Origin of the sequence: Novosphingobium sp., from assembly GCF_036803765.1 — a bacterium.
Classification (GTDB): Bacteria; Pseudomonadota; Alphaproteobacteria; order Sphingomonadales; family Sphingomonadaceae; genus Novosphingobium.
In genome coordinates this window covers 45,492-71,092 of sequence record NZ_DAIRTS010000004.1, presented here as the reverse complement: position 1 = coordinate 71,092, position 25,601 = coordinate 45,492, and the positions used below count along the sequence as shown (strand labels likewise).

Below are 25,601 nucleotides of genomic sequence, written 5' to 3'. Positions count from 1 at the left end.
CGAACCGCTCACCTTGCGACTCCGCGCGCACGGGCCTATCTTGCGCGCATGGCTATTCGTGAAATTCTCGAGATTCCCGACCCGCGTCTCAAGCAGGTGTCGGCCCCGGTCGAAGCATTCGATGCAGACCTTCGCACCCTCGTGTCTGACATGTTCGACACGATGTACGATGCGCCCGGCATCGGCCTCGCCGCGATCCAGGTCGGCGTGCCGCTGCGCGTGCTGGTGATCGACCTCCAGCCCGAGGACGAGGACGCCGCGCCCGAAGAATGCCACGACCACGGTTGCGGCCACAGCCACCGCCCGCATCGCCGCGAGCCGCGCGTGTTCATCAATCCCGAGATCCTCGATCCCTCGGAAGACCAGACGATCTACAGCGAAGGCTGCCTCTCGGTCCCCGAGATCTACGCCGACGTGAAGCGCCCCTCGCGCATCCGCGCGCGCTGGCAGGACATCGACGGCACCCAGCACGACGAAGTGATCGAGGGGCTACTCGCCACCTGCCTGCAGCACGAGATGGACCACCTCGAAGGCATCCTGTTCATCGATCACCTCTCGCGCCTCAAGCGCCAGATGGCGCTGAAGAAGCTGGACAAGCTGCGCAAGGTGGCGTGAGCCTACCGCTTCCATAGCTGCGGATAAAGGCGGCCCGGCACATTGCGTTGCCGGGCCGCTTCGTTTACGTTCCCCGTCTGTTCCAGACCGGAGACGTATGTGACCGCCCTTGCCCTTGTTTTCGTGATCGTTGCGCTGGTGATCGGCGCGGGGCTGGGCTGGTTCTTCGGCACGCGCCCCCTGGCGGAGGCGCAGGGCCGGGTGGCGCAGCGCGAGGGCGAAGCCCGCGCAGCCGAGGACCGGGTCAAGGCCATGGCGGTGGACCTCGCGACGATGGCCGAGCGCGCGCGGCAGGTGGATCTCATGGCTGCCGAGCGTGACGGCCTGCGGGCCGATCGGGACAGCTTGGCCGCAGGGCTTGCCGCCGCGATGGAGCGGGCAAGCGAGGCCGATGGCTTGCGCGACGCCCTGCACGAGGCGCGCACCACGCGCGAGGCACTGGGTGCCGAGGCCGCGCGCTTCCGTGCCGATGCCGCCAATCTTGCCGAGCAGAACCGCTTGCTGATCGAGGCGCAGGACGCCCTGGCGGCCGAGCGCAATGCCTTGCGCGCCGACCGCGACAGCCTGGCTGCCCGCCTCGCCACGGCGACCGAACGCGCGACCGAGGCCGACGCCTTACGCCAGGCGCTGCACGAGGCACGTGCCGGACGCGAGACACTCCGCGCCGAAGTGGCGCGGCTCGAGGCCGACGCCACCAACTTCGCCGAGCAGAAGCGCCTGCTGATCGAGGCGCAGGAGGTGCTGCGCCGCGAGTTCGAGAACGCGGGCAACAAGGTGCTCGAAAAGGCGCAGGAGGCGTTCATGGCGCGGGCGCAGGAGCGCTTCAGCCAGAGCGAGGAAAAGGCCGCGCAATCGCTGCGCGCGCTGCTGGCGCCCGTCGACCAGCGCCTGCGCAGCTACGAGGAGCAGGTCGGCAAGCTCGAAAAGGATCGCGTCGATGCCTTCGGCAACCTGACCGGCCTGATCCAGGCGATGCGCGACGGGCAGGAGCAGGTCCGCGCCGAGGCCGCGCGGCTGGGCAACTCGCTGCGCAATGCCCCCAAGGCGCGCGGTCGTTGGGGCGAGCAGCAGTTGCGCAACGTGCTGGAGCAGTGCGGCCTTGCCGAACACACCGATTTCGTGACCGAGCATTCGATCGACACCGAGGAAGGGCGCCTGCGCCCCGACGCAATCGTCAAGATCCCGGGCAACAAGCTGCTGGTGATCGACGCCAAGGTCTCGCTCAATGCCTACCAGGATGCGTTCGAGGCACAGGACGAGGCGGCCCGCGCCGTGGCCCTGACCGCGCACGTCCAGTCGATGCGCAACCACATCCAGACGCTGGGCGCAAAGTCCTACCAGAGCCAGTTCGAGGATGCGCCCGACTACGTGCTGATGTTCGTGCCCGGCGAGCACTTCATCGCCGCCGCGCTGGAGCGCGACCCCTCGCTGTGGGACTTCGCGTTCGAGCGCCGCGTGCTGCTCGCCTCGCCCACCAACCTCGTCGCCATCGCGCGGACCGTCGCGCAAGTCTGGCGACAGGATGGCCTGGCGCGCGAAGCCCGCGAGATCGGGCGCATGGGCGGCGAACTCTACGATCGCCTTGCCGTCGCCGCCGATCACCTCAAGCGCGTCGGCTCGGGGCTGGAAAGCGCGGTGGGCAACTACAACAAGTTCGTCGGCAGCTTCGAGCGCAACGTGCTGTCCGCCGGACGCCGCCTGCGCGACAAGCACATCGAGATCGGCAAGCGCGAGGTCGAGGAAGTTCCCTTGGTCGAGACCGCACCGCGCTATGGCGCAGCGGATCAGACGCCGGAACCGGTTGCCGCGATTGCCGTTGCGGGTGAAAGGGCAGGTGAGCGGGCGGTGGAATGAGCGAGCGGACAACCTTGTGGGCATTCCGGGCGGGTGCCGCCGTCCTGGCGGCGATGCTGGTGCCCGCATTGTCCGGGTGCAGCGGCGACAAGTCGCCTGACGATACGCCATCGGCCACCCCATCCGCTTCGCCCACGCCGGCGCCGAGCCCGTCCGCTCCGCCCGAGGAGGTCGAGCCTTCGGCGGCCGCCATCCCGACATTGGCGACGCCGGTCGCTCCGCCGGCCAAGCCCGACCTCGTCGCCGCCGACACCGCCTCCGCCCTGCCCGCCATGGCACTGCCACCGCGCGACGACTGCAGCGCGCTGCCCGGCTGGACGGCTTTCCGCGCCAAGCTGGGCGCGGCGATCAAGGCGCGCGACGCCGCCGGTCTTGCGGCGCTGTCCTCCCCCGACGTGACGCTGGACTACGGCGGCGGCCATGGTCCCGCCGAATTGCAGAAGCGACTTGCCGCGCCTGCCGGCGCCGCCGTCTGGAGCGATCTTGCGCGTATCCTGCCGCTCGGCTGTGCGGTGGAGGGCGACCTCGTGGTCCTGCCCTGGTTCTTCTGGAACGTGCCCGAAGAGGTCGATCCGGGCATGACGATGCTCGTTACCGGTGCAGGGGTGCCATTGCGGGCCGGGCCGTCCGCCCGCGCGGCAGAGCTCGACAAGCTCGACTGGGCGCTGGTCAGCCTGGCGCCGCGGCCGGGCTTCGATCCCGCCGCGCGCTATACCGCCGTCGTCACCGGCAAGCCGCAGCGCAAGGGCTGGATCGAGACCACAAGCCTGCGCAGCCTGCTGGCCCGCCGCGTGATCGTCGAGTGCAAGGGCGGCAACTGGGCGATCAGCGCCCTCGTCGCCGGGGACTGACGGCAGCCTGACACTAGCGGGGGCGTGCAGCCCCCTCCGGCGTCGTCATGCCGCGTGCGGCACCGGCGTCAGGTGATCGTCGCAATTGCGCGGCGGATCGAGATCCAGCGCATAGCACAGCGTCGGCACGACATCGTCGCGTGCAGGGCTCAGCCCTGGACGAATTTCGCCGGTCGGGCGGAAACCCAGCTTCTGCAGCACGCGGCGCGAGGCGAGGTTGTCGATGAAGTGGCGCGCCTCGATGCGGCGATGGCCGAGCGTTGCGGCAAGGCCCAGCAGCGCCTGCGTCGCCTCGGTGGCGTAGCCCTTGCCCCAGTGCCGGCGCGCGATCCAGTAGCCGAGCAGCGGCGGCTGGACGCTGGCAACATCACCATCGGCATGATCGTCGCCCAGCAGGCCGACGCAGCCGATCAGCTCCGCGCCATCGGCACCGGGCCGGGTCACGAAGAAGTGCGGATGCTGCCCGTCCTGGACGCGCGCGGCAAAGGCGCGGGCGTCGTCGGCGCGATAGGGCCAGGGCGCCTGCGACAGGCCGCGCACGACCGCCTCGTCATCGATCAGGGTGAAAAGTTCGGTCCAGTCTTCCGGCCAACCCGGCCGCAGGAACAGGCGCTCGCTGCGAATGAACATCAGTGTCTCCAGTCGTCCGCTCCCCGTGACCTGGTGCGCTTATGCACCCGGCCGTGACAGGGATATTGCGTTGTGCGCCAAATGCTTCGGAAACCGAGGCAAATGGAGCGACGTATCCGGCGATTTCACCGCCATGCCAGAGGCTTGCCGCATGAAAACGCCAGGTGTGAGGGAGACAAGAAAAAAGGGAGACGGGTTGGCCCCTCTCCCTCGTTCTGCCGGTGCGAAACCGGCGGGGCCATCCCGGAGGATGGCCCATGCACGAACCATCCGATTATTCGGCGGCTTCGGCCATAATGTCGACCGACACGTACTTGCGACCGAGCTTGCCGGCGTGGAAACGCACGCGGCCTTCGGTGAGCGCAAACAGGGTGTGGTCCTTGCCGAGGCCGACATTGGCGCCCGGATAGACGCGGGTGCCGCGCTGACGGATGATGATGTTGCCGCCGACCACGTCCTGGCCGCCGAACTTCTTCACGCCGAGGCGCTTGGACTGCGAGTCGCGACCGTTACGCGACGAGCCGCCTGCTTTCTTATGTGCCATCTCTGCTTACTCCGACCAGGCGCTCAGGCGACCGACACGATGCGCAGCAGGGTCATCTGCTGGCGGTGGCCGTTCTTGCGGCGATAGTTGTGGCGGCGGCGCTTCTTGAACACCACGACCTTTTCCGACTTCGCCTGGGCGATGATTTCGGCAGAGACGGTCACGGCCGCGACGTCGGCCAGTTCGCCATCCTTGCCAGCCAGCAGGACGTCACCGAGGGTGATGGTTTCACCGGCTTCACCAGCCAGCTTTTCCACCGCGATCTTGTCTCCGGCGGCGACGCGATACTGCTTGCCGCCCGTGCGCACAATTGCGAACATGGTTCTGCTATCCGTTTCAAATGCCTGACCCACCAAGCACCCCGATCGGCCAATTCCGAATCGCGGACAGCGGGCAAAAGTGCCGGAACCCCGCAGAAGCGAAGCCCCGGAAAGAGGGGCGCGGATAGTCCATGAGGGCGTGCATGTCAACGCCGTGACACACAATCCCCAGCGGATTTCCGCCGGGCCGGCGCCCTCACCCACTGGTCACGCGCCATGGCCATGCTATGGCACGCGCATGGCCCGTCCGTCGAACCGTTTCGCCCGCCTCCTCAGGCTTTTGCCGCTGCTGTCGCTGGTCCCGCTGGCCGCATGCGCCTCGGAGCGCGACCGCTTCCCGTCGCTGGAGCTTCGGCCGGCAGAGCGCGCGTTCGGACAGGCGCAGGCCGCTCCCGCAGCCGAATCGACTCCCGCGGTGCCGGTGCCGCCGCCCGGCGCTCCCCTGCCCGAACGCCTCGCTGCACTGCAGGCGCGCGCCACGCAGACGTCGGAGAGTTTTGCCGCCCTGCTGCCCGAGGCGCAGCGTGCAGCCGCTGCAGCGCGCGGCGCGGCGCGGGATAGCGATGTGTGGGTCCGCGGGCAGCTGGCGCTCGCGCGCCTGGCCTCGGCGCGCAGCGATACCGCGATCGTGCTGGCCGACCTCGACCAGTTGGCGGTGGAGGCGGAGATCGCCGCCGTCGACCAGCCGACGATCGATGCGCAGACGATCGCCGGTGCGCGCGATTCGGTCGTGGCGCGCATTGCCGAGGAAGATGCCGCCCTCGCCCGGCTGCAGGGCTGAACCGCGAAAGCGGCGCCGCGCTTCGCGGGCCGCAGACATGACGACGCCGCCGCCACCCGCCGCGTTCCCTTGGGGATACGAGGCGGGCGACGACGGCGCCGGAGTACCGATCAGGCGGCGTGGGGGACGGCGCGCAGGATCGGCTCGGGGCCGGAGACCGTGACTCCGTGCCCTTGCTGGCGACGGCGGTTGAGCCATTCGCGCAAGCTTTCCGCAGTGGTGTGATCGATCGCCTTTACCCGGTCGAGGTCGAGGTGAACGTGGCGATCGGCCGGCAGGTCCTCGAGCACAGCGTTGAGCCGCGTCAGGCCGACGAACGTGGCCGCGCCGTTGAGCTCCACCTTGGTGGCGTGCTCCTGTTCGTGACGATGCACGCCGAGGCGCAGGTGCTTCACGTGCGGCAGCAGTTCGATCAGCGACAGGCCCATGCCGACGAGAACGCCGGTGAGCAGGTCGGTGGTCACCACCAGGGCGAAGGTAGCCGCCCAGATCGCGGCAGGAAGCGGCCCGTAGTTGGTGAACAGGTGCTTTACGTGCTTGAGGCTGACGAGCTTCCAGCCGGTGACGACGAGAACGCCGCCGAGCGCCGCCATCGGCACTTCGCGCAGCAGCCAGGGCAGCAACGCGACGAAGCCGAGGATCCACACGCCATGCATCACCGCCGACCAGCGCGAGGTGGCGCCGGCCTGGACGTTGGCCGAGGAGCGCACGATCACGCCGGTCATCGGCAGGGCGCCGACCATGCCGCACAGGAGGTTGCCCACGCCCTGCGCACGCAGTTCCTTGTTGTAGTCGGTGCGCACGCCGTTGTGCATGCGATCGACCGCAGCGGCCGAGAGCAGCGTTTCGGCGCTGGCGATGAAGGCAATGGCGACGGCCGAGACCAGCAGCGCGGGCTTGGCCAGCAGCGGGTCGAGGAACGCGCCGCCGGGCATGGCGAAGGCAGCCGCCAGCGAATCGGGCACGGTGATGCGCGCGACCGGCAGGGCAAAGGCCGAGGCGAGCAGAGTCGCCGCGACGACGCCGATCAGCGCGCCCGGCACGAGGCCGAGCGAGCGGGGCTTGAGCTTGTCCCAGGCGATCATGCTGCCGATGGTGACGAGGCCGAGCAGCAGCGCCATCTCGCTGGCGCGCCAGTCGAACGGCGAGAGGCCGAGCACGCGTGCGGGCATCATCGACAGGTTGGCAAGGCCATTGGACTGCGGCTTGGCGTCGAACAGGATATGGAACTGCCCGACCACGATGAGCGCACCGATGCCGGCCAGCATGCCGTGGACCACGGCGGGCGAGATCGCGCGGAATACACCGCCAAGGCGCATGGCGCCGGCGACCAGCTGAATCAGCCCGGCGATGAGCAGGACCGGGCCGAGCGCGGCAAGGCCGTTGTCACGCACGAATTCGAAGACGATGACCGCAAGGCCCGCGGCGGGGCCGCTGACCTGCAGCGGCGAACCGGCGAGCAGGCCGACGACGATGCCGCCGATGATGCCGGTCACCAGCCCCTTTTCGGGCGGAACACCCGAGGCAATGGCGATGCCCATGCACAGCGGCATGGCCACCAGGAACACCACGATCGACGCGGTGAAATCGCGAACGAGGCCACCCCGGGGGGCAGCCTCGCGCGAAGCAGCAGGTGCTGCCTGGCTCATTCGGCCGCCTCCGCAAGGTCCGGCTCGCGGGCGAAGCGGACTTGTGCGGCCAGCGCGACCGGCATCGGCGCATCTTCGCGCAGCGGCACGAACTGCCCGGTGTCACCATCGAGGCCGAGCACCTGGCCGGCCTTGATGTCGACGAACCAGCCGTGGAGCGACATTTCGCCGCGCGCGATCGCCGAGGCGACCGAGGGGTGCGTGCGCAAGTGGTCGAGCTGGGCGATGATGTTCTGCAGCGAGACCGCGCGCACGCGCTCGCCACCTTCGAGGTGCGGCGAGCAGCTCGAGACGACGTGCTCGGCCGCGGCGCCGTGGCGCAGCCAGGCAACGACGTTGGGCATGCCCTCGGGCGCGTCGGGGGCGGCCAGCGCCTTCATCGCGCCGCAGTCGGAGTGACCGCAGACGATGATGTCGCGCACGCCAAGCGCCACGACGGCATATTCGACGGTGGAGGACACGCCGCCGTTCATGGTCGAATAGGCGGGGACCATGTTGCCGGCATTGCGGCAGACGAACAGGTCGCCCGGTTCGGCTTGCATGATCTGTTCGGGCACGATGCGCGAATCGGCGCACGAGATCATCAGCGCCTTGGGCGCCTGACCGTGGGTGGAGAGCTGGTGATACAGCTCGCTGCTCTGCGGGAAGACCTTCTTCTCGAAACTGAAGACCCGGCCGAGGAGTTCGTTCATGGGGATCACCTCTGTGTGTCTGCGTGCGCCGGACAAAATGCGGCGACCGTTGCATCCAGAGGTACCCATGCGTCTTTGCCCGGGATCGACGCGAATGTAAGAAACTATGTCCGTTGGGCGGCGACGGCCGGCACACCTGCGGGCAGGCGGATGGTGGCGATCAGCCCGGTCTGCCCGCCCGAGCGGTTGGCCAGCACGAGCGTGCCGCCCTCGGCGCGGATCGCGCGCTTCACGATGGCGAGGCCGAGCCCCATGCCGGGGGTATCGCGCCCGCGCGCGGCGTCGAGCCGGACGAACGGCTGCAACGCGTCCTCCAGCCTGTCGGCGGGAATGCCCGGCCCGTGATCCGAAACCACGACTTCGGCCCATGCGCCATTACGCCGGACCGCCACCTCGACGCTGCCGCCGTAGTGGATCGCGTTCTCGACAAGGTTGCCGATCGCGCGGCGCAGCGTGACGGGGCGCGCCTCGATCACCAGGCTGTCGTCGCCGGTGTAGATGGCCTCGTACCCCTGGTCGTAAGCGTTGTCGACGAGCGTCATCGCCATGGCCGCGAGGTCCATCCGCTCGGCCGGGATCTGCCGCCCCTCCCCCTCGACATAGGCCTGGAGCGAGGCGAGCATGTGCATCATCTCGTCGATGTCATGCACCATGTCGGACTGGCTTTCGCGGTCGAGCCCGGCATTGTCGAGCCGCAGGCGCAACCGCGCGAGCGGCGTGCGCAAGTCGTGGCCGATCGCCAGCATCGACTGCGTGCGGTCGATCATCTGGCGATAGATGCGGCTCTGCATCCGGTTGAACGCGCGAATCAGGCGGCGCACTTCGTCCGGGCCGCGCTCGGCCAGCGGCTCGGGAGGGCCGGCGCCGACGCGGCTGGTGGCGGCGACCAGCGCCTTGAGCGGCCGGATCGTCGCGCGAAACAGCACCCAGGCGAGGATCACCAGCAGCGGCGTCGGCACCAGCAGCACGGCAAGGCGCCCGGCGTTGAGCGTCCAGGCCTGGCTGGCGCTGGTGCGGAAGACCAGGCCCGAGCCGTCGCGCAGCAACATCGCTCCGCTGACCGTGCCGGGCGCGGCGAGCGAGCGCAGGCTGAAGCGCGGGTCGCCGCTCGCCAGTTCGGGGGCGGCGTCGAGCACTTGTGCGCGCAACCGGTCGAGCGGCAGCGCATCGTCGGAATGGGCCATGTGCGCACGCCATTGCAACGCGAAGCGCGGCGAGGATAGTTGCTCGGCGAGTGCCGGGCGCTGGTCCGGGCTTTCCGCCTCGAGTGCGCGGCTGGCGATGACGAGGTTTTCGGCGATGCGCGCGGCATCGTCGCTGCGCAGCGCGAAGTTGCTGGCGCGGTCGAACAGCACCGCGTTGGAGCCGAAGTCGATCGCCGCCATGAGCACGAGGATCGCCAGCAGCCGCTCCGGCAAGCCGAAGCGGCGCAAGGCGCGGCGCCAGAATATGCGGCGCAGCAACGGAGGCCGGCCGCCATTCTGGCGCGCAGCAGTCAAGCGCGCGAGACCTGCGCCTTGAACATGTAGCCGACGCCGCGCACGGTGGCGATCGGCGCCTCGCCGCCAGCGGCCGCCAGCTTGCGCCGCAGACGGCTGACCAGCACGTCGATGCTGCGATCGGAACTGTCGCCCAGCCGGGTGCGCGACAACTCGATCAGGCGCTCGCGGCCCAGCACGCGCTGCGGCTGTGCGACGAAGGTGGCGAGGAGGTCGAACTCCGCGCCGGTCAGGTCGACCATCGCGCCACCGGGGGCATGCAACTCGCGCCGGGCGAGCGACAGCACCCAGCCGTCGAAGTGGATCTCGCTGCTGCGCTCCGCCGGGTCGCTGCCCGCCGGGGCATCGCCATTCTGCCCACCACGCCGCAGCACGGCGCCGACGCGGGCGACCAGCTCGCGCGTGCCGAACGGCTTGGCGAGATAGTCGTCGGCGCCGAGTTCCAGGCCGAGCACGCGATCTTCCTCGCTTCCGCGCGCGGAAATGAAGATGATCGGCACGTCGGACAGGCGGCGCAGCTTGCGGAACAGCTCGATCCCGTTGGTGCCGGGCAGCATGATGTCCAGCACCACCAGATCGGCCGGCGCGCTGTCGAGCAGCACCCACATCTCTGCCCCGGTGGCCGCGGGGCGCACTTCGTAGCCGTGCTCGCGCAGGGCGCGGGCGGTCAGCGTGCGCAGCGGGCCATCATCCTCGACGAGGACGATGGACGGGGCAAGGCGTGGGGCCAGCATTCCGCTGTTACGCGGTTGGGCCGATCTGGTTCCGGTTTCTTCGGTCATGATGCTCAGCGTGCATCCTCGCGCAGCGGAGCGTTCGCGGCAAGGGCCGACTGATCCGCAACCGCTTCACGGCGGAAGCAACCGCGGTTCTTGCTGGGATCGGGATGGCACGCGAAGGCGGCGACGCGCGTCTCTTCGGCCGGACGGGCGGCGGCCAGCGCATCGGCATCGGTCGCGGGGCGGCACAGCGAAGGACGGCCGGGCGCGCCGTGGCAGATCGGGGACTTGGCGGCGTGCGCGGTGTCGACGGACAGAGCCGTGCCGGCAGGATGGGCAAAGGCGGCGGCGGCAAGCAGGGTAGCAAGGATCATGGGGGACACTCCTCTATCGGTGCGTGATGTCCTTGCCTAACATCCAGCGCTTTTCGCGCTTGCCGCCCCTTCGTGAGGAAGTGTTGCTGCGCAAGAAAAGGTTTCGCCAAGGTTTCCCGATTTTCGGCCTTGGCGTTGAAAATACCCGACAAACCCTGATTCTCGACTCCATCCGAGCCTGACCCGGGCGGCCCTCGCAGATTACGTATCGTTGCCCTTCGATGTCCCGATCGGGCCAAGCAGGCGCCCAGGTGCGCGGGCAAAGCCATGCATGCCCAGCCACCATTGCATTGCGATCACCCCGCCCTTGGCAGGTTGCAGCAGGCCCAGCACCATGGTCACGGTCATGGCGAGGCACAGGGCCATCATCACCGGCCAGTCCATGCTGGTGTAAAGGCCTAGGGCGATGATGATCGGGGCCATGACGTGGCCGGTGATGATGATCGCGATGTAGGGCGGAAAGTCGTCGGCGCTGTGGCCGCGCCAGTCCTGCCCACAGGTGGCGCACTGCTCCACCGGCCGAAGCCAGCGCGCGAACAGCGACTGGCCCGCACAGCGCGGGCACTGCCCCCGCGCCCCGCGCATGATCGCCTGGAACAGCGACTGCGGGGGCGCGGCCGGGGTCACTTGGTGGCGAAGGGGTTCTTGGGGCTGCGCAGCGTCAGCCGGATCGGCACGGCCTCGAAGCCCAGTTCGCGGCGGATGCCGTTGACCAGATAACGCCGATAGCTTTCCGGCAGCTGATCCAGCCGCGTGCCGAACAGCACGAAGCCCGGCGGGCGCGTCTTGGCCTGGGTGATGTAGCGCAGCTTGATGCGGCGGCCACCGGGCGCCGGCGGCGGATTGGCGGCCAAGGCATCGTCGAACCAGCGGTTGAGCGCGGCGGTCGGCACGCGCTGGCTCCAGGCATCGCGCAAGGTGAAGGCGGCTTGCAGCAGCGTGTCCAGACCCTTGCCCGTGCGGGCCGACACCGCGACCAAAGGCACGCCGCGCACTTGCGCGAGCCCGTCGTCGAGCGCCTGGCGCACGCCGTTGAACAGGCCGCTGGCATCTTCGGCCACGTCCCACTTGTTGATCGCGATGATCAGCGCGCGGCCTTCCTCGAGCACCATCGAGGCGATCTTGAGGTCCTGGTGCTCCAGCCCGCGCGTCGCGTCGAGCAGCAGCACGACGACTTCGGCAAAGTCGATCGCGCGGCGAGCATCGGCCACCGACATCTTCTCGAGCTTGTCGACGACCTGCGCCTTCTTGCGCATGCCGGCGGTGTCGATCAGGCGGATCGGACGCGCCTCACCATCCTTGGGATCGGTCCACGACCAGTCGATTGCGATCGAGTCGCGGGTGATGCCCGCCTCGGGCCCGGTCAGCAGCCGGTCCTCGCCGAGGAAGCGGTTGATGAGCGTGGACTTGCCCGCATTGGGGCGGCCGACGATCGCCAGCTTGAGCACGGCCCTGGGATCGTATTCCTCGTCCTCGGCATCGGCGGCGCCGTCATCCTCGGGCGTCTCGCCGATGTGCGGCAGCAGCGCCTCGAACAGGTCGCCCATGCCTTCGCCATGTTCGGCCGAAACGCCGACGGGATCGCCGAAGCCAAGCGCGAAGGCCTCGAACAGGCCATGGTCGCCGGCGCGGCCTTCGGCCTTGTTTGCCAAGAGGATGACCGGCACGTCGTGCCCACGCAGGTAGCGGCCGATTTCCTCGTCGAGCGGGGTGATGCCGGCACGCGCATCGACCACGAAGAGCGCGACATCGGCCCCTTCGAGCGAGGCTTCGGTCTGCATGCGCATACGGCCGGGCAGCGACGACGGATCGTCGTCTTCCCAGCCAGCGGTGTCGACGATGGTGAATTCGAGGCCGAGCAGCGAGGCATCGCCGAAGCGACGGTCGCGGGTGACGCCGGGCTGGTCGTCGACGAGCGCGAGCTTCTTGCCGACGAGCCGGTTGAACAGGGTGGACTTGCCCACGTTGGGCCGGCCGATGATGATGACCTGGGGACGCATAGCCCCCGTTGACGTGCCTTGCCGCGAAAGGCAAGTGAAGCCTGCAATCCTTGCGCCGCCGTTAACCACAGCGCGCAGGCCTGCATTGACCAATTGGCGCCACAGTGCCTCTCCATGAACAGGGGCATCCGCACAGCATCGCAAGGCCGCACGCGCCGCTTGATCGCCTCGCCGTTGGCGGCGTGCCTCGCGTTTGGCGCAGGGCTGCTGGCCGCGGCGCCGGCGGTTGCCGCACCCGTCGCGCTGATCCCCGGCCCCGCCGTCTCGGACAGCGCGCCTTATCCCGCACGCATCGGTTTCGTCGCCCGGCCCGGCATGGCTGAAACCGCCAGCGACGCGGTACGTGATGGCGCGATCGACCGTAGCCTTGGCACCACGGCACCAGCCGCGGCCCTGCCCTATCTCCAGTGCGTACCTTATGCGCGCAAGGTCTCGGGCATCCAGCTGTTCGGCGATGCGCATACCTGGTGGGATCAGGCGGCAGGCCGCTATGAACGCGGCTTTGCGCCCCGGCCCGGCGCCGTGATGAGCTTTCGCGCCTATGGCCCGATGCACCTGGGCCACGTGGCGATGGTCAGCAAGGTGGTGGATCAGCGCACCGTGCTGCTGCGCCACGCCAACTGGTCGCCGATCAATGGTGTGCGCGGCCAGACCGAGACCGACGTGCGCGCGATCGACGTGTCGGACGCCAACGACTGGAGCGAGGTGCGTGTCTGGTATGCGCCGATCCAGAACCTGGGCAGCACGCACTGGCCAGTCGACGGCTTCATCTACAACCGCCCGTCCACCCGCAAGAGCGCAATCGCCGCGGCGCCACTGCGCCTCGCCAGTGCCGAGGCCGCGCACGGCACGCCTGCGACCACCCGTACCATGACGAGCAAGGCCCGGATCGACGGTGATTTCCTCAAGGGCCTGGGACCCGAGGCGGCAGCACCCGTGCGCGGCAACGGCGCGGCGCCGGTCCGCACTTATCTCGCGAGCCGCCGGCCGGCGTCACCCGCGGCGGCCACCGGGTCGTCGTCCGCCGCGCTGGCGGACGATCCCATCGGCCGGATCATCGCCAGCCACGCCCGCTGAACGCCGGGACCGCTGCTTGCCGGCGCCGCCCGCTTGGGTGCGAACGGCCCCTTGCAAGGTTCAGTCCGCCTTGGCGACTGGTGCGTCGGCGCCGAGATCCTCGTACCAGGCTTCGACCGGGCCGCTCAGCTTGAGTGTCAGCGGGTTGCCCTTGCGGTCCATGGTCTTGCCGGCCTGCACGCGCACCCAGCCTTCGGAAATGCAATATTCCTCGACGTTGTTGCGCACGGTGCCCTTGAAGCGGATGCCGATCCCGCGCTGCAGCTTCTCGGCGTCGAAGAACGCGCTGCGCGGGTTGATCGCGAGACGATCGGGCGGGACGTCGCTGCCGGCAGTGGTCGCGGCGGGGACGGTTTCGGGGGTTTCGACAGGTTCGGTCATGGCCTCGCGAAATATCTTCACGGGCCCACTTGTCAACGCTGCAAGAGCCGGTTAGAGGCGCCCTCCTCACCCCGGAAGCCGGCCAAGCCAGCACCGGGGACGCCAGAACTGGCGGGCGCGTAGCTCAGCGGTAGAGCACACCCTTCACACGGGTGGGGTCACAGGTTCAATCCCTGTCGCGCCCACCATAACTTCCCTCGACAGGCAGGGAATTTATGGATGGACCTTTTCTTCATTGCACATGGTCGGAAGCCTCGAACGATGGGCACAGGCGTGTTCCGACGCGGTTGCTGCATCGGCATCCCGATCGGGTCATTCGCGCCCCCGCCCTCTATCCCATGGTATCGCCTCCTCCGCAGGAACGGTCACCGCCATTCCGCATTGTTGGGTGAAATGGGACCCGCAACATGAAATCCGTACTCATCGTCGAGGATGAAATCTTCATCGCCATGGAGATCGAGCGCATCCTTCAGGACGCCGGATATACCATTGTTTCCATTGCCGCCGATCAGTCGGAGGCCCTTGCGGCGGCAGCGGATGCCAACCTCGCCTTCGTCGACCTCAATCTGCGCGATGGCCCGACCGGGCCGGGCCTTGCACGCGAGTTGGCCGAAAAGTTCGGTACGCGGATCGTCTACGTGACGGCCAACCCCAATCAGATCGAACGCCCCGCCGCGACCGCTATCGGCTATGTCCGCAAGCCGTTTTCCGAGTCCGCCATCCTGACGGCAGCCGCGATCGCAACCGACCAAACCGCAGCCCAGTCCTCGCACGAGGACCTCGTGAGATTGTGAGCGCGGACGCCGCCTGGGTCGTGACCTAGCGGTTCAACGAGGTCGTCGGAAAGCGCACGCCCAGCCGAAGACCTTCCGGCCGCCATTCGCGCTCGACCTGCCCGCCCAGTTGCCGGATCGCGCTGAGCTCGATCAAGCGGGTTCCGAAGCCTTCGTGACCGGGACGCGACACCACCGGCCCGCCGTTTTCCTGCCACTCGATCTGGACGTGCTCGTCCGACGTTGCGATCGTGATCCTGATCGCGCCCTCGCTGGTCGAAAGAGCGCCGTACTTGGCGGCGTTGGTGGCCAGTTCGTGGAACAGCAGGGCAAGGGGCGTGGCAGACCGGTCATCGATCATCGCGTCGTCGCCCACGATCTCGAACCGCCCCGAATAGGCTTCCAGCAATGCTCCCAGCATGCCGGCGAGACTATCCTGCATCGTAGCCGGTTTGGAGGCCTCGCTGTGCGGCCGTACGAAATCGTGCGCCCGGCCCAAGGCCAGGATGCGATCGCGCAGGTCGTCGGCCACGGCCTTCATCTGCGGGTGCGCCCTCGTCGAGAAGCTGATCAGACCCGTCACGACCGAGAAGATGTTCTTGATCCGGTGGCTGAGTTCGTGCGCGACGATCTCCTTCTGCACCTGGATCATCTTCTGGTCATGAATGTCCGTGCAGGTCCCGAACCACCGGGTGATCGAACCATCACGATCGCGGATCGGCATGGCGCGCCCCAGCGTCCAGCGATAGACGCCATCGGCGCGCCGGAGCCGATATTCGATTTCGTAAGGCTCGCCGGTTTCGAGGGAATGGCGCCACACCGACCAGGCATGGGCCTGGTCTTCGGGATGGAACATGCCGTTCCACGCCTCCCCATCAGTGGAGCCGGGTGGCATGCCGGTGAATTCATACCAGCGGGCGTTGTAATAGTCGTGGAAGCCGTCGGGCAGCGTCGACCAGACCATCTGCGGCATGGCATCGGCGAGGACGCGGAACTTCGTTTCCTGCTCTTCCCGTTCGCGATCGGTGCGGTGCGAGGCACGGCGAGCGCTGAGCAGCGCCATGATATTGGCGGCCAGCAGGACGAGGCCTTCGTGCTGCAAAGGCGTCAATCCGGCGCGCGGCAGGCGGTCGATGATGCACAAGGCACCGATCTGGATACCATCGTCGGCCACCAGCGGCGCCCCGGCGTAGAACCTGATGTGGGGCTCCCCGGTTACGAGAGGATTGTCGAGGAAGCGGCTGTCTTGGGTTGCATCCGGCACGATCATGATGTCCGTGCCGCCCATTGCATGGGCACAGAACGACGTCTCGCGCGGGGTCTCGGAAACGTCGAGACCGGTCCGCGCGGGGAACCACTGCCTTTGCGCCTCGACAATGCTGACGAGCGAAATCGGCGCCTCGCACAAGGCCGATGCAAAGTCGGTAATGCGGGTCAGTTCCGCACTGCCGACCAGTTCGGCCAGATCGAAACTCGACATTGACGTCGCCCTCTGGGTTTCCGACAGGGGCGGGTATTCGGCAGTTCGTTCAGTCATCGGCGCACAATTCACTTCGAATGGACAGAGGGCGAGCGCCCGATAAGAAGCGACAGCCGATTGCTTGCGAACGCGGGCCTTACCGCCGAATGCTCGCCAAGCCGATGAGCGACCAGACCCGGCCGAACGCTCGTCGATCACGGCGGTAATTGCCCAGAGACCGCCTTGCCAGAAAACCGGCTGCCTGCAGCAACGCTCGTCAACGTGCTGATCTACATCAAGTTCCGACCCCAACCCCGCCATGTGGGAACCCATGAGCCATCACCGCATCCATGACGAAAGTGATGCGTGCGGTATCGTGCGTAGTGGTGAATTATCGGCCGCTAAGACGCAGCCAGGTAAGCTCGCTGGGATCGGCCTGATACCGCCCCGGCAGGAATCCACATGTGACCCGTGCTCTGCGCATGACCATCGTCACTTTTTCCGTTCTGCTTGCGGCGGGCGAAGCGCATGCTCGGGCTGTGGACCCGTTGCCGCTGCCAGGCCAAACCGAATCATCCCAGCCCGCGGATCTCACCACGGTCCATCCGTTCTGGCGCAGGATCGGCGATCCTGTTCTCGTCGCGCTTATCGAGGAAGGCCTCGCCGCCAACGCCGACATCGCGCAGGCCGTGGCACGGCTCGACGGCGCGCGGGCGCGATCGCGGGCGGCGGGGGCGCGGCTTGCACCCAGCCTTGCCGCTGGACTGTCGTCGAGCCGTTCGGTGTGGATCAAGACGATCGAGCCCACCTCGCTCGTACCCGACGCGGCGCAGCTCAATCTGGCCTACGAGGTCGATCTGTTTGGCAGCGTCCGCAAGGGACGGCGCGCGGCGCGCGCCTCGGCACGCGCGGTCGCCTTCGATGTGGCGAGCGTGCGCCTGGCGGTCGCCTGCCAGATTCTGCGCAGCCACGCCGTGATCCACGCGCTCGATGCGCTGGGGCGCATCACCGCCGAACAGATCGACGGCACCGCGCGCACCGCCGCACTGATCGACCGGCGCGCGGCTGAGCACGAGGCCGGGCCGGTCGAGACGGCACTGGTCGCACAGCAACTCGCCGGGCTCGAGGCCTATCGCGCGCAACTGGGTGCCGTGCGCGCGGCAGAAGTCGCGGCGCTGGCGGTGGTGCTCGGCCGCGAGCCGGAATCGTTCATGGTGCCCGCAAGCGATGAAGCCGGGGATGAGAGGAAGGCGGCCGACCGCACGTTGGCATCGCTGGTCCCGTCACCGGTGCAGCCTCTTGCACTGCTCGCCGGTCGGCCGGACGTGCAGGCGGCGGGCCAGGCACTCGCTGCGGCACGCTGGAATGCCGATGCCGTGCGCGCCTCGCGCTGGCCCAATCTCACGCTCACGGCCAGCGGGATCGGTGGGCTGAGCGGCGGCCTGCCCCTGGCCTTTGCCAATCTCGGTGCGTCGCTCGGGGCCGCGCTGTTCGGCGGGGGCGCGATCGCGGCGCGTGAGGATCTGGCCCGGGCGGACACGGCGCAGATGCTGGCGTTCTACAATCGGACGCGGCTGGTGGCGGCGCAGGAGACCATCGCGGCGCTGTCGGCGATGGAGGCAGCGACGGCGCGTGTTGCCCGATGGGACCAGGCACGGGCACTGGTGGCGCGCGGGGTCGATACGGCGCAGCAGGCCTATCTCGACGGCGACGTACCAATCAACGTGCTGGTCGATACGCGCAACGACGAGATCGCCAGCCGGCGCGCGCTGATCGAGGCGCAGCGCGACCTGGCGCTGGCCCGCATCAACGTCATCCGGGCAACCGGCGGGACCCCGCAATGGGAGGGGGCGCGGGAGGAGGCCCCGGGGGTTATGGCTAACGCGCGGTAATCCGCAGTCAGGCATTGTCGGCTAGGTCCGGTTTCAACTTTCGCCAAGGCGCCGATCGATACGATGTCCCCCGGCAGGTTGCATCCAGCAGCCGACCGCCCGACGAGGATCATCGCCTTGGACAACCCCGCCGTCCCCGAAGCCAAGCTCTACGAAACGCAGGACCAGCTGAGCTTGAATGCCAGCGCCGTGGGCCAAGGGCCGTCGGCCCCGCGCGTGGAGGCGTCCGACACCGCCGGTAGCGGGCTTTCCGGCCCTGGTGGGCCGTTGGGCACGGACAGCCTCGTGCTGGGCCAGGGGGGCAGCACCACGGCTGCCGTCCGGGCCGCAGGCGTCGGCCCCGGATCGGCGGTCGCGAACGGGGTTGCGGCTGTCGACACCGCCAACCTGGCCGCGGCGTCAGGCGATACCACGTCCTTTGCCCGAACCGCGCCGGCTCCGGCCATCGGCATCGCCCAGCCGTCGACCCCGGTGACCGCGGCGACGCCCGTCACTGGCACTGCCCTCCCCGCGGGCCCGGCACCGGCCAACGCTGACGCGCCGATCGCGGCCGGCACCAGCGTTGCGGCCGCCGCCGATGCGCCGGCCCCTGCCGACGCCGCGCCCGATGCGGGCCAAACGCCACCTCCGGTCCAGACCGCACCGCAAACGGCCGATCCGGTCGCAAGCGCACCCGCGCCTACGGATCCCGCGCCGGCGGACACTGCAACGGCTGTTCCGACCTCACCACCGGCCGACGCAGTAGCCCAGCCGGTGGCTGACACGCCGCCGGAGAACGGCACGGCGGCCGAGCCTGCCCCGGCAACCGCTGATGCATCCGCTCAGGCTGCCGCGGACACGACGGCGACAGACGGCGCAGCGGGCGAGCTTGTCCCGGCAACTGCCAACGAACCCGCCCCGCCCGTGGCCGATGCAACGCCGGCAAACGGTGCAGCGACTGATGCCGGCCCGGCCGCCGTCGACGCATCCGCGCAACCAACGACAGAAACGGCGCCGGCGGAGGTCACGACCACCGATCCTGCCGCAGCTCCCTCCGACGCGTCGGCCCAGCCGGCTGCCAACCAGGTCGCTCAGCCTGCAGCTGATGCGACGCCGACAGATGTCACTGCGACTGATCCTGGCTCGGCACAAGGCGATGCGTCCGCCCAGCCCGCGACAGAAACGACGCCTGCAAACGGATCGGCGGCTGAGCCTTCAGCTGCGCCCTCCGATGTATCCGCTCAGCCTGCGCCCGATGCGACGCCAGCAAACGCCGCCGTGGCTGACGCCGGCTCGGCAACCGCCGAGGCATCCGGCCAGCCCGCGACAGAAACTACGCCTGCAAACGGGTCTGCGGCCGAGGCTGCAGCAACGCCTTCCGACGCTGCGGCTCAGCCTGCGCCCGATGCGACGACGGCAAACGGGGCCACTAACGATGCCGGCTCGGCACCAGCCGATGGGTCCGGCCAGCCTTCGACCGAACCGACGCCTCCGAACGGGTCTGCGGCCGAGTCTGCAGCCACGTCTTCCGACGCGTCGGCTCAGCCCGCGCCAGATGCGACGCCGGCAAGCGGCACCACGGCTGACGCCGGCTCGGCACCCGCCGAGGCATCCGGCCAGCCCACGACCGAACCGACGCCTCCGAACGGGTCTGCGGCCGAGTCTGCAGTCACACCTTCCGACGCGTCGGCTCAGCCCGCGCCAGATGCGACGCCGGCAAACGGGGCCACCAACGATGCCGGCTCGGCACCGGCCAATGCGTCCGGCCAGCCTGCGGCCGAACCGACGCCTGCAAATGGGTCTGCGTCCGAGCCTTCAGCGACGCCCTCCAACACATCTTCATCTCCCGCGGCCGACGCGACACAGGCAAATGAAAACGCCGCGGCGCCTGGGCCCGCGCCCTCCGGCGGATCCGACGCGCCGGCGGCTGAAGCGACGCCGACAAATGGCACCGCGACTGATTCCGCCCCCGCACCCGCCGATGCGTCTACCCAGCCGGCGGCTGAAAACACGCCCACGAGCGAATCCACCGCGGAGCCTGCATCAGCACCCGCCGACGCATCGGCCCAGCCCCCAGCCGATGCGATGCCGGCGAATGACACCGCGGCCGAACCTGCTCCGGCCCCCACCGAAGAATCCTCCCCGCCGGCGGCAGAAGCGACGCCGACAAACGGTACAGCGACCGATTCCGGTTCCGAACCGGCCGACGCGTCCGCGCAGCCGGCGGCCGAAACCACGCCAACGAACGGATCCCCCGGAGAGCCCGCACCAGCGCCTGTCGAAGCATCGGCACAGCCCACGGCCGATGCGATGCCGGCCAACGAAACGGCGGTCGAGCCTGCTCCGGCGCCCGCCGACGAACCTGCCCCTCCGGTGGCGGAAGCGACGCCGATAAACGGCACTGCCACCGATGCCGACTCCACACCGGCCGACGCATCCGCGCAGCCAGCGACTGATACGGCGCCATCGAGCGATCCCACAGCAGCATCCTCCGATGCATCGGCGCAGCCCCCCGCCGATACGACGCAAGCAAATGACGCCACGGCCGAACCTGTCCAAACGCCCGTCGATGAGCCCGCCCCTCAGGCGGCCGATGCGACGCCGGCAGCACAGACGGCCCAGCCGGATGCCAATGCATCTGCGAGCGACCCAACGGCTGCGGCATCGAGCGATAGCGGCGGTGCAGGGCCAGCCGAGTCTTCTGGAGAAGACGCAAGCGTGCCTGAATCTGCGCAGCCCGGCAGCCAGCCTGACGGCCATGATGCAAGCAGCAGCACAGGACCTGCCGACGGCAGCGAACAGCCTCCGTCGATGAACGACCCTGCACCCGAAACGCCCGGTTCCTCGCCGCCCCCATCTGCCGAGGGCAGCGGCACGACGACGCCGGATGACGCTGCGGTGGATGGTCCGACGGATGGGAGTGCCACGCCGCCAGCCGACACCTCACCGGGCAGCCAGACTCCGGATACTTCACCGAGCGAACCTGCGCCGGCCGACGGCGCGACAGCGTCCGATGCGCCTGCGTTGGTCGAGGTGACTGCAACAGTGGCGGCGCCGGGGGTCGAGGTTTCGGGAGAGGTGACGGTCGGTCCGATAACCGCCGTCAGCGACACCCTCGAGGTGACGGCGGTCGCACAGACCGGCGCCTCCGGCCTGATCGCCGATGGGGAGCACGCCGTGGCCGCAACGCCTACCATCGACGCATCGCTCGATGCCGGCGGGGCTGGTTCCGCCCCGGTTACCCAGTTCGGCATCGAGGCGGAGCTCGACCTGGCGACAGCGGCAGGCACCGACGCCGTCCTCGATCTTGCGGCCACCGTGGCCTCCCCTGCACTTGATCCTGGAGTTGAGGCGCACCTCGACGTTGATGTTGTAGCGCCGCCTGTCGAAGCATCGCTCGATCTCGCCGCTGCCATCGTGGCACCAGCTGTCGAACTCGATGCGCAAACGAACCTCGAGGTAGTTGCGGCAGCACCCGCCGCCGATGCAACGCTTGATATTGCTGCCGATGTCGCGGGCTCAGCCAACGACGGCGCCCTCGATCTTGCGGCCGCCGTTGCTGGCCCCGCCCTCGATCCGAGCGCCGCGGTGAACCTTGAAGTTGATGCAACAGCCTCGCCTGTGGAAGCATCGCTCGATCTCGCCGCTGTCGCCGTGGCACCGTCTGCCGAATTAAGTGCGCAAGCCAACCTTGCGGTAGATTCGGCAGCGCCCGCCACCGTCGTATCGCTTGATGTTACCGCCGATGCCGCGGCCCCAGCCATCGACGGGGCCCTCGATCTTGCCGCTGCCGTCGTGGCACCGGCTGTCGAGCTTGGCGCAGTAGCGAACCTCGATGTCGCAGCAGCGCCTGCTTTTGACGCGTCGCTCGATCTCACCGCCGAGGTCGTGGTTCCAGCCACCGGTCTTGGCGTCGATGCGGAGCTTGATGTCGCAGCGGCGCCCGTCATCGACGCCACCATCGACCTGGCGGCTGCCCTCGCGGTGCCGGCTGCCAGCCTTGCCCTCGATGCCGGGGTCACGGCCGCAGCGTCGGCGCCGATCTTCGATGCATCGCTCGATCTTGCGGCAGCAGCCAGTGCATCTGCGGTCGATCTTGCGTCCGATGCGTCTCTCGATGCGGCGGCAGCGGCGTCAGTCGGTGCCACGCTGGATCTTGCCGCGGCCATCGCCGCGCCGGTTGCCAGCGCTTCGGCAAGCGCAGGATTGGAGAGCACGGCCGCTGCGTCCGTTTCCGCGGCGGCGCCAGCCGTGACCGTGGCGGCCAGCGCGAGCACATCGGGCACGGCCGCCGTCACCACCGACATCTTTGCAGGCATCGGACTGATGTCGGGTGCCCAAACCGTCGCGGACGTCGCCGCCGCTGTCGCGGCCTCGGCCGTGGTCCAGACCTCGGCATTGGCCACGACCGCGACCCAGACGGACATTTTCGTCGCTGCCGACATCAGCAGCGCGGCCTTGCTCGCCTCTGCCGATGTTGGCGTAGCAGCGGTCGTGAGCGCGGGCGCGACGAGCGGGATCACATCGGTGCCGATCGCCGCCACGGTTTCGACCTTGTCGGCCACGACCATGGGCCTGCCCGCAGGGAGCGTGGCGGCCGGGAGTACCACGACGCCGGTAGCCGAGACTGCAGCGGCGACTGTCGCCCTTTCCGCCAGCATCCCCGCATCGACAACGGTGGGCGCCACGTCGCAGCTTGACGCGACTGCGCCGACCGCGCTTTCCGCCCAGCTGTCCACCTCTGCGGTCTCAGCAGTGGGGCCGAGCACGTCGATCGCCGCACCTGTCGCGGCCACGGTTGCCGTTGCGCCGGTCAGCGTTGCCGGCAGCGCGGTGGCCGCTGCGCCCTCGACGCTGTCCGATCCGTTGGCGACGGCCCCGTCGCTGACGGCAGCCATCACCAGCACAATAGGAACCGCGACAACCAGCACCGTCGCAACCAGCACCGCCGCGGTCGGCATCGCGGCGCCGGTCGCCACAGCCACCAGCCTAGCGTCCGTCGGCACGAGCAGCACGGCAGCGATTGCGCCGGTCGTGACCAGCAGCTCGATCGCCGCAACGCCCGGTGCACTCTCCACCCTGCTGTCGAACACGACGGCTGCACCGGTCGTCACCGCCACGACGAGCGCCCCACTCGTTTCCGCGCCCGCATCGATGTCGACGCAGCTGGCGACCACGTCCACGCTGACGGCGGCGCCCACCGCAACCTCAATTGCCGCGGCACCGATCACCGTTGCAAGCAGCACGGCGGTCGCTGCACCCGCGACGCTGTCCGCGCAAATGGCGACTGCCCCGTTGCTGACGGCCCCGGTCACCGGTACAACGGTCGCGACCAACACCACCGCCACCAGCCTCACGTCCGTGGGCACGAGCGCCACGGCAGCGATCGCGCCCGTCGTGACCAGCAGCTCGATCGCCGCGACGCCCGTTGCACTCTCCACCCAGCTGTCGACTACGACGACAAGCGTTCCGCTCGTGTCCGCGCCGATCACATTGTCGGCGCAACTGGCGACGGCGCCGACGCTGACGGCAACGGCCACCACCACGGCGTCCGCCACGGCCCCGGCTTCGTCCGTCGCCACATCGACCAGCATCGCCCCTGCGCCATCGGTCGTGGTGGCAGCCTCGACCCCGCTGCTATCAACTGCGACGACCAGCACGACGGCCGCCAAGCTGAGCATTCTGGGCACGAGTACGGCGACGGCCACGACGCTGTCCACTGCGGCGACCATTGCCGTCCCGACGACGTCCACCACCGCCACGGTCACCGCGCCAAGTACTTTTACGGCGCTCGCCAAGACGATTTCCCTCACCAAGAGCGTCCTATCGTTATGACATGAAGCGGCTGACCACGATCGACAGGCTGTCCAAGGGCATCGTCCTGGTCGGCTCGTTCAGCACCAACCTGGCGGCGCTGGGCATGCCGCTGGTCGCACGCCAGATCCTGACGCGCGGCGCGCAGTCGGGCAATGTCGGGACGGTGGCGGCGCTGGCGGGCATCGTCCTGTTCAGCACGCTGGTCGAGGTGGTCGGCAAGTACTGCCGCTCGATGATCTTCGCGCTGTGCGACCGCGACTTCATGACGCACCGCCTGCACTGGCTGATCGACCGCGTCGTGCGCGCCCGCACCCTGCATTTCCGCTCGAGCGCGGCGGCCAGCGTCGACTACACCGTCGCGCTGCAGCAGGTGAAGAGCATTGCCGATGGCGAGCTGGACCTGATCTGGGCCGAGCTGGCGTTCGTGCCGGTCATCGTCGCGTTCCTGTTCGTGCTCTCGCCCGCCTGTGCACTGGCCGCCATCGCGGTGCTGGCGCTGCTGGTGGTGCGCACGTGGCACGCGGCGCACCGCTTTTCCGACGTCGCGGAGCGCAGCCGTGGATCGATCGAGCGCCGTTTCGAGATGCTGTTCATCATTCTGGAGCGCATGCACGCGGTCAAGGCGCTGTCGGTCGAGCAGCGGATGACGCGGGTTTACGAGCAGGCCCATGGCGCGGCGATGCAGGACAACCTGAAGCTGGCCGAGGCCTCCACCCGGCTCACCCACACCGGCGCGATCATGGGCATGCTGCTCAATATCGTGTTGCTGCTGACCTGCGCGCTGTCGTCGGGCGCCGGGGCGATCAACGTCTCGCTGGTGGTCACCATCGTCCTGCTGGCCTCGCGGCTGATGGACCCCATCCACCGGGCGGTGTTCCTGTTCCAGCAGGGCCGCGACCGCGCCGCCGCCTTCGAGAAAATTCGCCAACTCGACGAGGACACCGTCTACGACGCGCCGCGCCAGCCCGAAGGCACGTTCGAGACACTGCACGAAGTCCGCCTCGACGGCCTGATGGTGCCGGGCGTCGCCCCGCTTCACCTGACGATCGGCCAGGGGCAATGCGTCGCGATCACCGGCAGCGACACCGCCGCGATCGCGGCGATCATGGCCGCGCTTGCGGGGCATGGCGCGCCGGACAGCGAGGGCGATGCGCCATCGGCGGCCGTGCTGGTCAACGGCGAGCCGCTAAGCGATTATGCCTGCGCCGATCGCAATCGCATCGTGGGCTACGTCGGCCCGGACATGCCGCTGTTCGACGGCAACATCGAGGACAACATCACACGCTTCGGCGAGGTCACGGTCGAACAGGCCAGCGAAGTCGCGGCCCTGCTCGACATCCAGACACGCCTCGACACCTTGCCGGGCGGCTTGCTGACGCCGGTGGGCAATGCCGATGCCGGGGCGATCCCGCCGGGGCTGGAGCGGCAGATCGCCATCCTGCGCTCGCTGTCGCACAAGCCGCGCATGATCCTGTTCGACCGGGCCGAGCTGGGCCTCGATCGCGAGGCCTATGGCAGCCTGATCCGCTTCATCGCGCGCCTTTCGGGCCAGGCCACGATCGTCATCGCCAGCGAGGATGCCAATCTCACCTCGCTCGCCGACCGGACGTTCGTGCTGTCGGCCGGTGGGCTGGCGCTGCAGCGCGCCGAGGCCGTGGCCGCCCTGCCCTATCGCACGCTGGTGATCTGATGAAG

The 25,601-nt window shown here is 68.8% G+C and carries 22 protein-coding genes and 1 tRNA gene; 10 read left to right on the top strand and 13 right to left on the bottom strand.

Annotated features, from left to right (window positions below):
* Positions 1-48 precede the first annotated feature (48 nt).
* The 3 genes from def to V7Q48_RS03735 all read left to right on the top strand — a co-directional run bounded on the left by def (position 49) and on the right by V7Q48_RS03735 (position 3,320).
* Positions 49-615, top strand: coding sequence for a peptide deformylase (def, locus tag V7Q48_RS03745; RefSeq protein WP_333836356.1), 567 nt, complete (start codon positions 49-51; stop codon positions 613-615).
* A gap of 303 nt (positions 616-918) precedes the next feature.
* Positions 919-2,469: a DNA recombination protein RmuC gene (rmuC, locus tag V7Q48_RS03740; protein WP_442947086.1), complete on the top strand. Its 1,551-nt coding sequence runs from the start codon at positions 919-921 to the stop codon at positions 2,467-2,469.
* Positions 2,466-3,320: a nuclear transport factor 2 family protein gene (locus tag V7Q48_RS03735; RefSeq protein ID WP_333836352.1), complete on the top strand. Its 855-nt coding sequence runs from the start codon at positions 2,466-2,468 to the stop codon at positions 3,318-3,320. The genes rmuC and V7Q48_RS03735 overlap by 4 nt, the downstream gene beginning before the upstream one ends.
* Before the next feature lie 45 nt (positions 3,321-3,365).
* On the opposite strand, the gene V7Q48_RS03730 is transcribed toward V7Q48_RS03735, so the two are convergent.
* The 3 genes from V7Q48_RS03730 to rplU all read right to left on the bottom strand — a co-directional run bounded on the left by V7Q48_RS03730 (position 3,366) and on the right by rplU (position 4,814).
* The gene (locus tag V7Q48_RS03730) at positions 3,366-3,950 is read right to left on the bottom strand and encodes a GNAT family N-acetyltransferase (protein WP_333836351.1); all 585 of its coding nucleotides are present in this window, start codon (positions 3,948-3,950) and stop codon (positions 3,366-3,368) included.
* Positions 3,951-4,224: 274 nt separating this feature from the next.
* Complete coding sequence (gene rpmA, locus V7Q48_RS03725) at positions 4,225-4,494, bottom strand: 50S ribosomal protein L27 (protein WP_333836350.1); 270 nt, start codon at positions 4,492-4,494, stop codon at positions 4,225-4,227.
* Between the two features lie 23 nt (positions 4,495-4,517).
* Positions 4,518-4,814, bottom strand: a complete 297-nt coding sequence (gene rplU / locus V7Q48_RS03720) for a 50S ribosomal protein L21 (RefSeq protein ID WP_333836348.1) — start codon at positions 4,812-4,814, stop codon at positions 4,518-4,520.
* Positions 4,815-5,052: 238 nt separating this feature from the next.
* Between rplU and V7Q48_RS03715 the strand changes: the two genes are divergently transcribed.
* Positions 5,053-5,595: a hypothetical protein gene (locus V7Q48_RS03715; protein WP_333836346.1), complete on the top strand. Its 543-nt coding sequence runs from the start codon at positions 5,053-5,055 to the stop codon at positions 5,593-5,595.
* A 110-nt stretch (positions 5,596-5,705) separates the two neighbouring features.
* On the opposite strand, the gene V7Q48_RS03710 is transcribed toward V7Q48_RS03715, so the two are convergent.
* The 7 genes from V7Q48_RS03710 to der all read right to left on the bottom strand — a co-directional run bounded on the left by V7Q48_RS03710 (position 5,706) and on the right by der (position 12,528).
* Positions 5,706-7,244 (bottom strand): SulP family inorganic anion transporter, encoded by a 1,539-nt coding sequence (locus V7Q48_RS03710; RefSeq protein ID WP_333836345.1) that lies wholly within the window; start codon positions 7,242-7,244, stop codon positions 5,706-5,708.
* On the bottom strand, positions 7,241-7,936 hold the full coding sequence (locus V7Q48_RS03705) for a carbonic anhydrase (protein ID WP_333836344.1): 696 nt from the start codon (positions 7,934-7,936) through the stop codon (positions 7,241-7,243). The genes V7Q48_RS03710 and V7Q48_RS03705 overlap by 4 nt, the downstream gene beginning before the upstream one ends.
* A 104-nt stretch (positions 7,937-8,040) precedes the next feature.
* On the bottom strand, positions 8,041-9,399 hold the full coding sequence (locus V7Q48_RS03700) for an ATP-binding protein (protein WP_333836343.1): 1,359 nt from the start codon (positions 9,397-9,399) through the stop codon (positions 8,041-8,043).
* 32 nt (positions 9,400-9,431) lie between these two features.
* Positions 9,432-10,169, bottom strand: a complete 738-nt coding sequence (locus tag V7Q48_RS03695; RefSeq protein WP_333836512.1) for a response regulator transcription factor — start codon at positions 10,167-10,169, stop codon at positions 9,432-9,434.
* 53 nt (positions 10,170-10,222) lie between these two features.
* Entirely contained in the window at positions 10,223-10,528 is a 306-nt protein-coding gene (locus V7Q48_RS03690; protein ID WP_333836341.1) for a hypothetical protein, read from the bottom strand.
* Positions 10,529-10,729: 201 nt separating this feature from the next.
* The gene (locus V7Q48_RS03685; protein ID WP_333836340.1) at positions 10,730-11,155 is read right to left on the bottom strand and encodes a DUF983 domain-containing protein; all 426 of its coding nucleotides are present in this window, start codon (positions 11,153-11,155) and stop codon (positions 10,730-10,732) included.
* Positions 11,152-12,528 carry a ribosome biogenesis GTPase Der gene (gene der, locus V7Q48_RS03680; RefSeq protein ID WP_333836339.1) on the bottom strand — a complete coding sequence of 459 codons (1,377 nt, stop codon included), beginning with the start codon at positions 12,526-12,528 and terminating at the stop codon, positions 11,152-11,154. The genes V7Q48_RS03685 and der overlap by 4 nt, the downstream gene beginning before the upstream one ends.
* Positions 12,529-12,642: 114 nt before the next feature.
* Here der and V7Q48_RS03675 point away from each other — a divergent pair, with 114 nt between their 5' ends.
* Positions 12,643-13,605: a CHAP domain-containing protein gene (locus V7Q48_RS03675; RefSeq protein ID WP_442947085.1), complete on the top strand. Its 963-nt coding sequence runs from the start codon at positions 12,643-12,645 to the stop codon at positions 13,603-13,605.
* 60 nt (positions 13,606-13,665) lie between these two features.
* Here the strand turns inward: V7Q48_RS03675 and V7Q48_RS03670 are convergent, their stop codons facing one another.
* Positions 13,666-13,986 carry a DUF3297 family protein gene (locus V7Q48_RS03670; RefSeq protein ID WP_333836338.1) on the bottom strand — a complete coding sequence of 107 codons (321 nt, stop codon included), beginning with the start codon at positions 13,984-13,986 and terminating at the stop codon, positions 13,666-13,668.
* Between the two features lie 113 nt (positions 13,987-14,099).
* On the opposite strand from V7Q48_RS03670, the gene V7Q48_RS03665 reads away from it, so the two are divergent.
* Both V7Q48_RS03665 and V7Q48_RS03660 read left to right on the top strand, forming a co-directional pair.
* Positions 14,100-14,174 (top strand) — tRNA-Val (locus V7Q48_RS03665).
* Positions 14,175-14,393: 219 nt separating this feature from the next.
* The gene (locus V7Q48_RS03660; RefSeq protein ID WP_333836337.1) at positions 14,394-14,780 is read left to right on the top strand and encodes a response regulator; all 387 of its coding nucleotides are present in this window, start codon (positions 14,394-14,396) and stop codon (positions 14,778-14,780) included.
* A gap of 25 nt (positions 14,781-14,805) precedes the next feature.
* Here V7Q48_RS03660 and V7Q48_RS03655 read toward each other — a convergent pair whose 3' ends face one another.
* The gene (locus V7Q48_RS03655; protein ID WP_333836336.1) at positions 14,806-16,296 is read right to left on the bottom strand and encodes a sensor histidine kinase; all 1,491 of its coding nucleotides are present in this window, start codon (positions 16,294-16,296) and stop codon (positions 14,806-14,808) included.
* Positions 16,297-16,682: 386 nt separating this feature from the next.
* Here V7Q48_RS03655 and V7Q48_RS03650 point away from each other — a divergent pair, with 386 nt between their 5' ends.
* Positions 16,683-18,110, top strand: a complete 1,428-nt coding sequence (locus V7Q48_RS03650) for a TolC family protein (protein WP_333836335.1) — start codon at positions 16,683-16,685, stop codon at positions 18,108-18,110.
* Between the two features lie 1,520 nt (positions 18,111-19,630).
* On the opposite strand, the gene V7Q48_RS03645 is transcribed toward V7Q48_RS03650, so the two are convergent.
* A complete protein-coding gene (locus V7Q48_RS03645) occupies positions 19,631-19,762 on the bottom strand; it encodes a hypothetical protein (protein WP_333836334.1) in 132 nt (43 codons plus the stop codon).
* Between the two features lie 1,138 nt (positions 19,763-20,900).
* Between V7Q48_RS03645 and V7Q48_RS03640 the strand changes: the two genes are divergently transcribed.
* Both V7Q48_RS03640 and V7Q48_RS03635 read left to right on the top strand, forming a co-directional pair.
* Positions 20,901-23,924, top strand: a complete 3,024-nt coding sequence (locus V7Q48_RS03640) for a hypothetical protein (protein WP_333836332.1) — start codon at positions 20,901-20,903, stop codon at positions 23,922-23,924.
* A 1-nt stretch (position 23,925) separates the two neighbouring features.
* Positions 23,926-25,596 carry an ABC transporter ATP-binding protein gene (locus V7Q48_RS03635; protein ID WP_333836331.1) on the top strand — a complete coding sequence of 557 codons (1,671 nt, stop codon included), beginning with the start codon at positions 23,926-23,928 and terminating at the stop codon, positions 25,594-25,596.
* Positions 25,597-25,601: the final 5 nt, after the last annotated feature.

Excerpts from the sequence above, each read along its gene's own strand:
- def (WP_333836356.1), top strand. The coding sequence starts at position 49 with ATGGCTATTCGTGAAATTCTCGAGATTCCCGACCCGCGTCTCAAGCAG.
- rmuC (WP_442947086.1), top strand. The coding sequence starts at position 919 with ATGGCTGCCGAGCGTGACGGCCTGCGGGCCGATCGGGACAGCTTGGCC.
- V7Q48_RS03735 (WP_333836352.1), top strand. The coding sequence starts at position 2,466 with ATGAGCGAGCGGACAACCTTGTGGGCATTCCGGGCGGGTGCCGCCGTC.
- V7Q48_RS03730 (WP_333836351.1), bottom strand. The coding sequence starts at position 3,950 with ATGTTCATTCGCAGCGAGCGCCTGTTCCTGCGGCCGGGTTGGCCGGAA.
- rpmA (WP_333836350.1), bottom strand. The coding sequence starts at position 4,494 with ATGGCACATAAGAAAGCAGGCGGCTCGTCGCGTAACGGTCGCGACTCG.
- rplU (WP_333836348.1), bottom strand. The coding sequence starts at position 4,814 with ATGTTCGCAATTGTGCGCACGGGCGGCAAGCAGTATCGCGTCGCCGCC.
- V7Q48_RS03715 (WP_333836346.1), top strand. The coding sequence starts at position 5,053 with ATGGCCCGTCCGTCGAACCGTTTCGCCCGCCTCCTCAGGCTTTTGCCG.
- V7Q48_RS03710 (WP_333836345.1), bottom strand. The coding sequence starts at position 7,244 with ATGAGCCAGGCAGCACCTGCTGCTTCGCGCGAGGCTGCCCCCCGGGGT.
- V7Q48_RS03705 (WP_333836344.1), bottom strand. The coding sequence starts at position 7,936 with ATGAACGAACTCCTCGGCCGGGTCTTCAGTTTCGAGAAGAAGGTCTTC.
- V7Q48_RS03695 (WP_333836512.1), bottom strand. The coding sequence starts at position 10,169 with ATGCTGGCCCCACGCCTTGCCCCGTCCATCGTCCTCGTCGAGGATGAT.
- V7Q48_RS03690 (WP_333836341.1), bottom strand. The coding sequence starts at position 10,528 with ATGATCCTTGCTACCCTGCTTGCCGCCGCCGCCTTTGCCCATCCTGCC.
- der (WP_333836339.1), bottom strand. The coding sequence starts at position 12,528 with ATGCGTCCCCAGGTCATCATCATCGGCCGGCCCAACGTGGGCAAGTCC.
- V7Q48_RS03675 (WP_442947085.1), top strand. The coding sequence starts at position 12,643 with ATGAACAGGGGCATCCGCACAGCATCGCAAGGCCGCACGCGCCGCTTG.
- V7Q48_RS03670 (WP_333836338.1), bottom strand. The coding sequence starts at position 13,986 with ATGACCGAACCTGTCGAAACCCCCGAAACCGTCCCCGCCGCGACCACT.
- V7Q48_RS03660 (WP_333836337.1), top strand. The coding sequence starts at position 14,394 with ATGAAATCCGTACTCATCGTCGAGGATGAAATCTTCATCGCCATGGAG.
- V7Q48_RS03655 (WP_333836336.1), bottom strand. The coding sequence starts at position 16,296 with ATGACTGAACGAACTGCCGAATACCCGCCCCTGTCGGAAACCCAGAGG.
- V7Q48_RS03640 (WP_333836332.1), top strand. The coding sequence starts at position 20,901 with ATGAACGACCCTGCACCCGAAACGCCCGGTTCCTCGCCGCCCCCATCT.
- V7Q48_RS03635 (WP_333836331.1), top strand. The coding sequence starts at position 23,926 with ATGAAGCGGCTGACCACGATCGACAGGCTGTCCAAGGGCATCGTCCTG.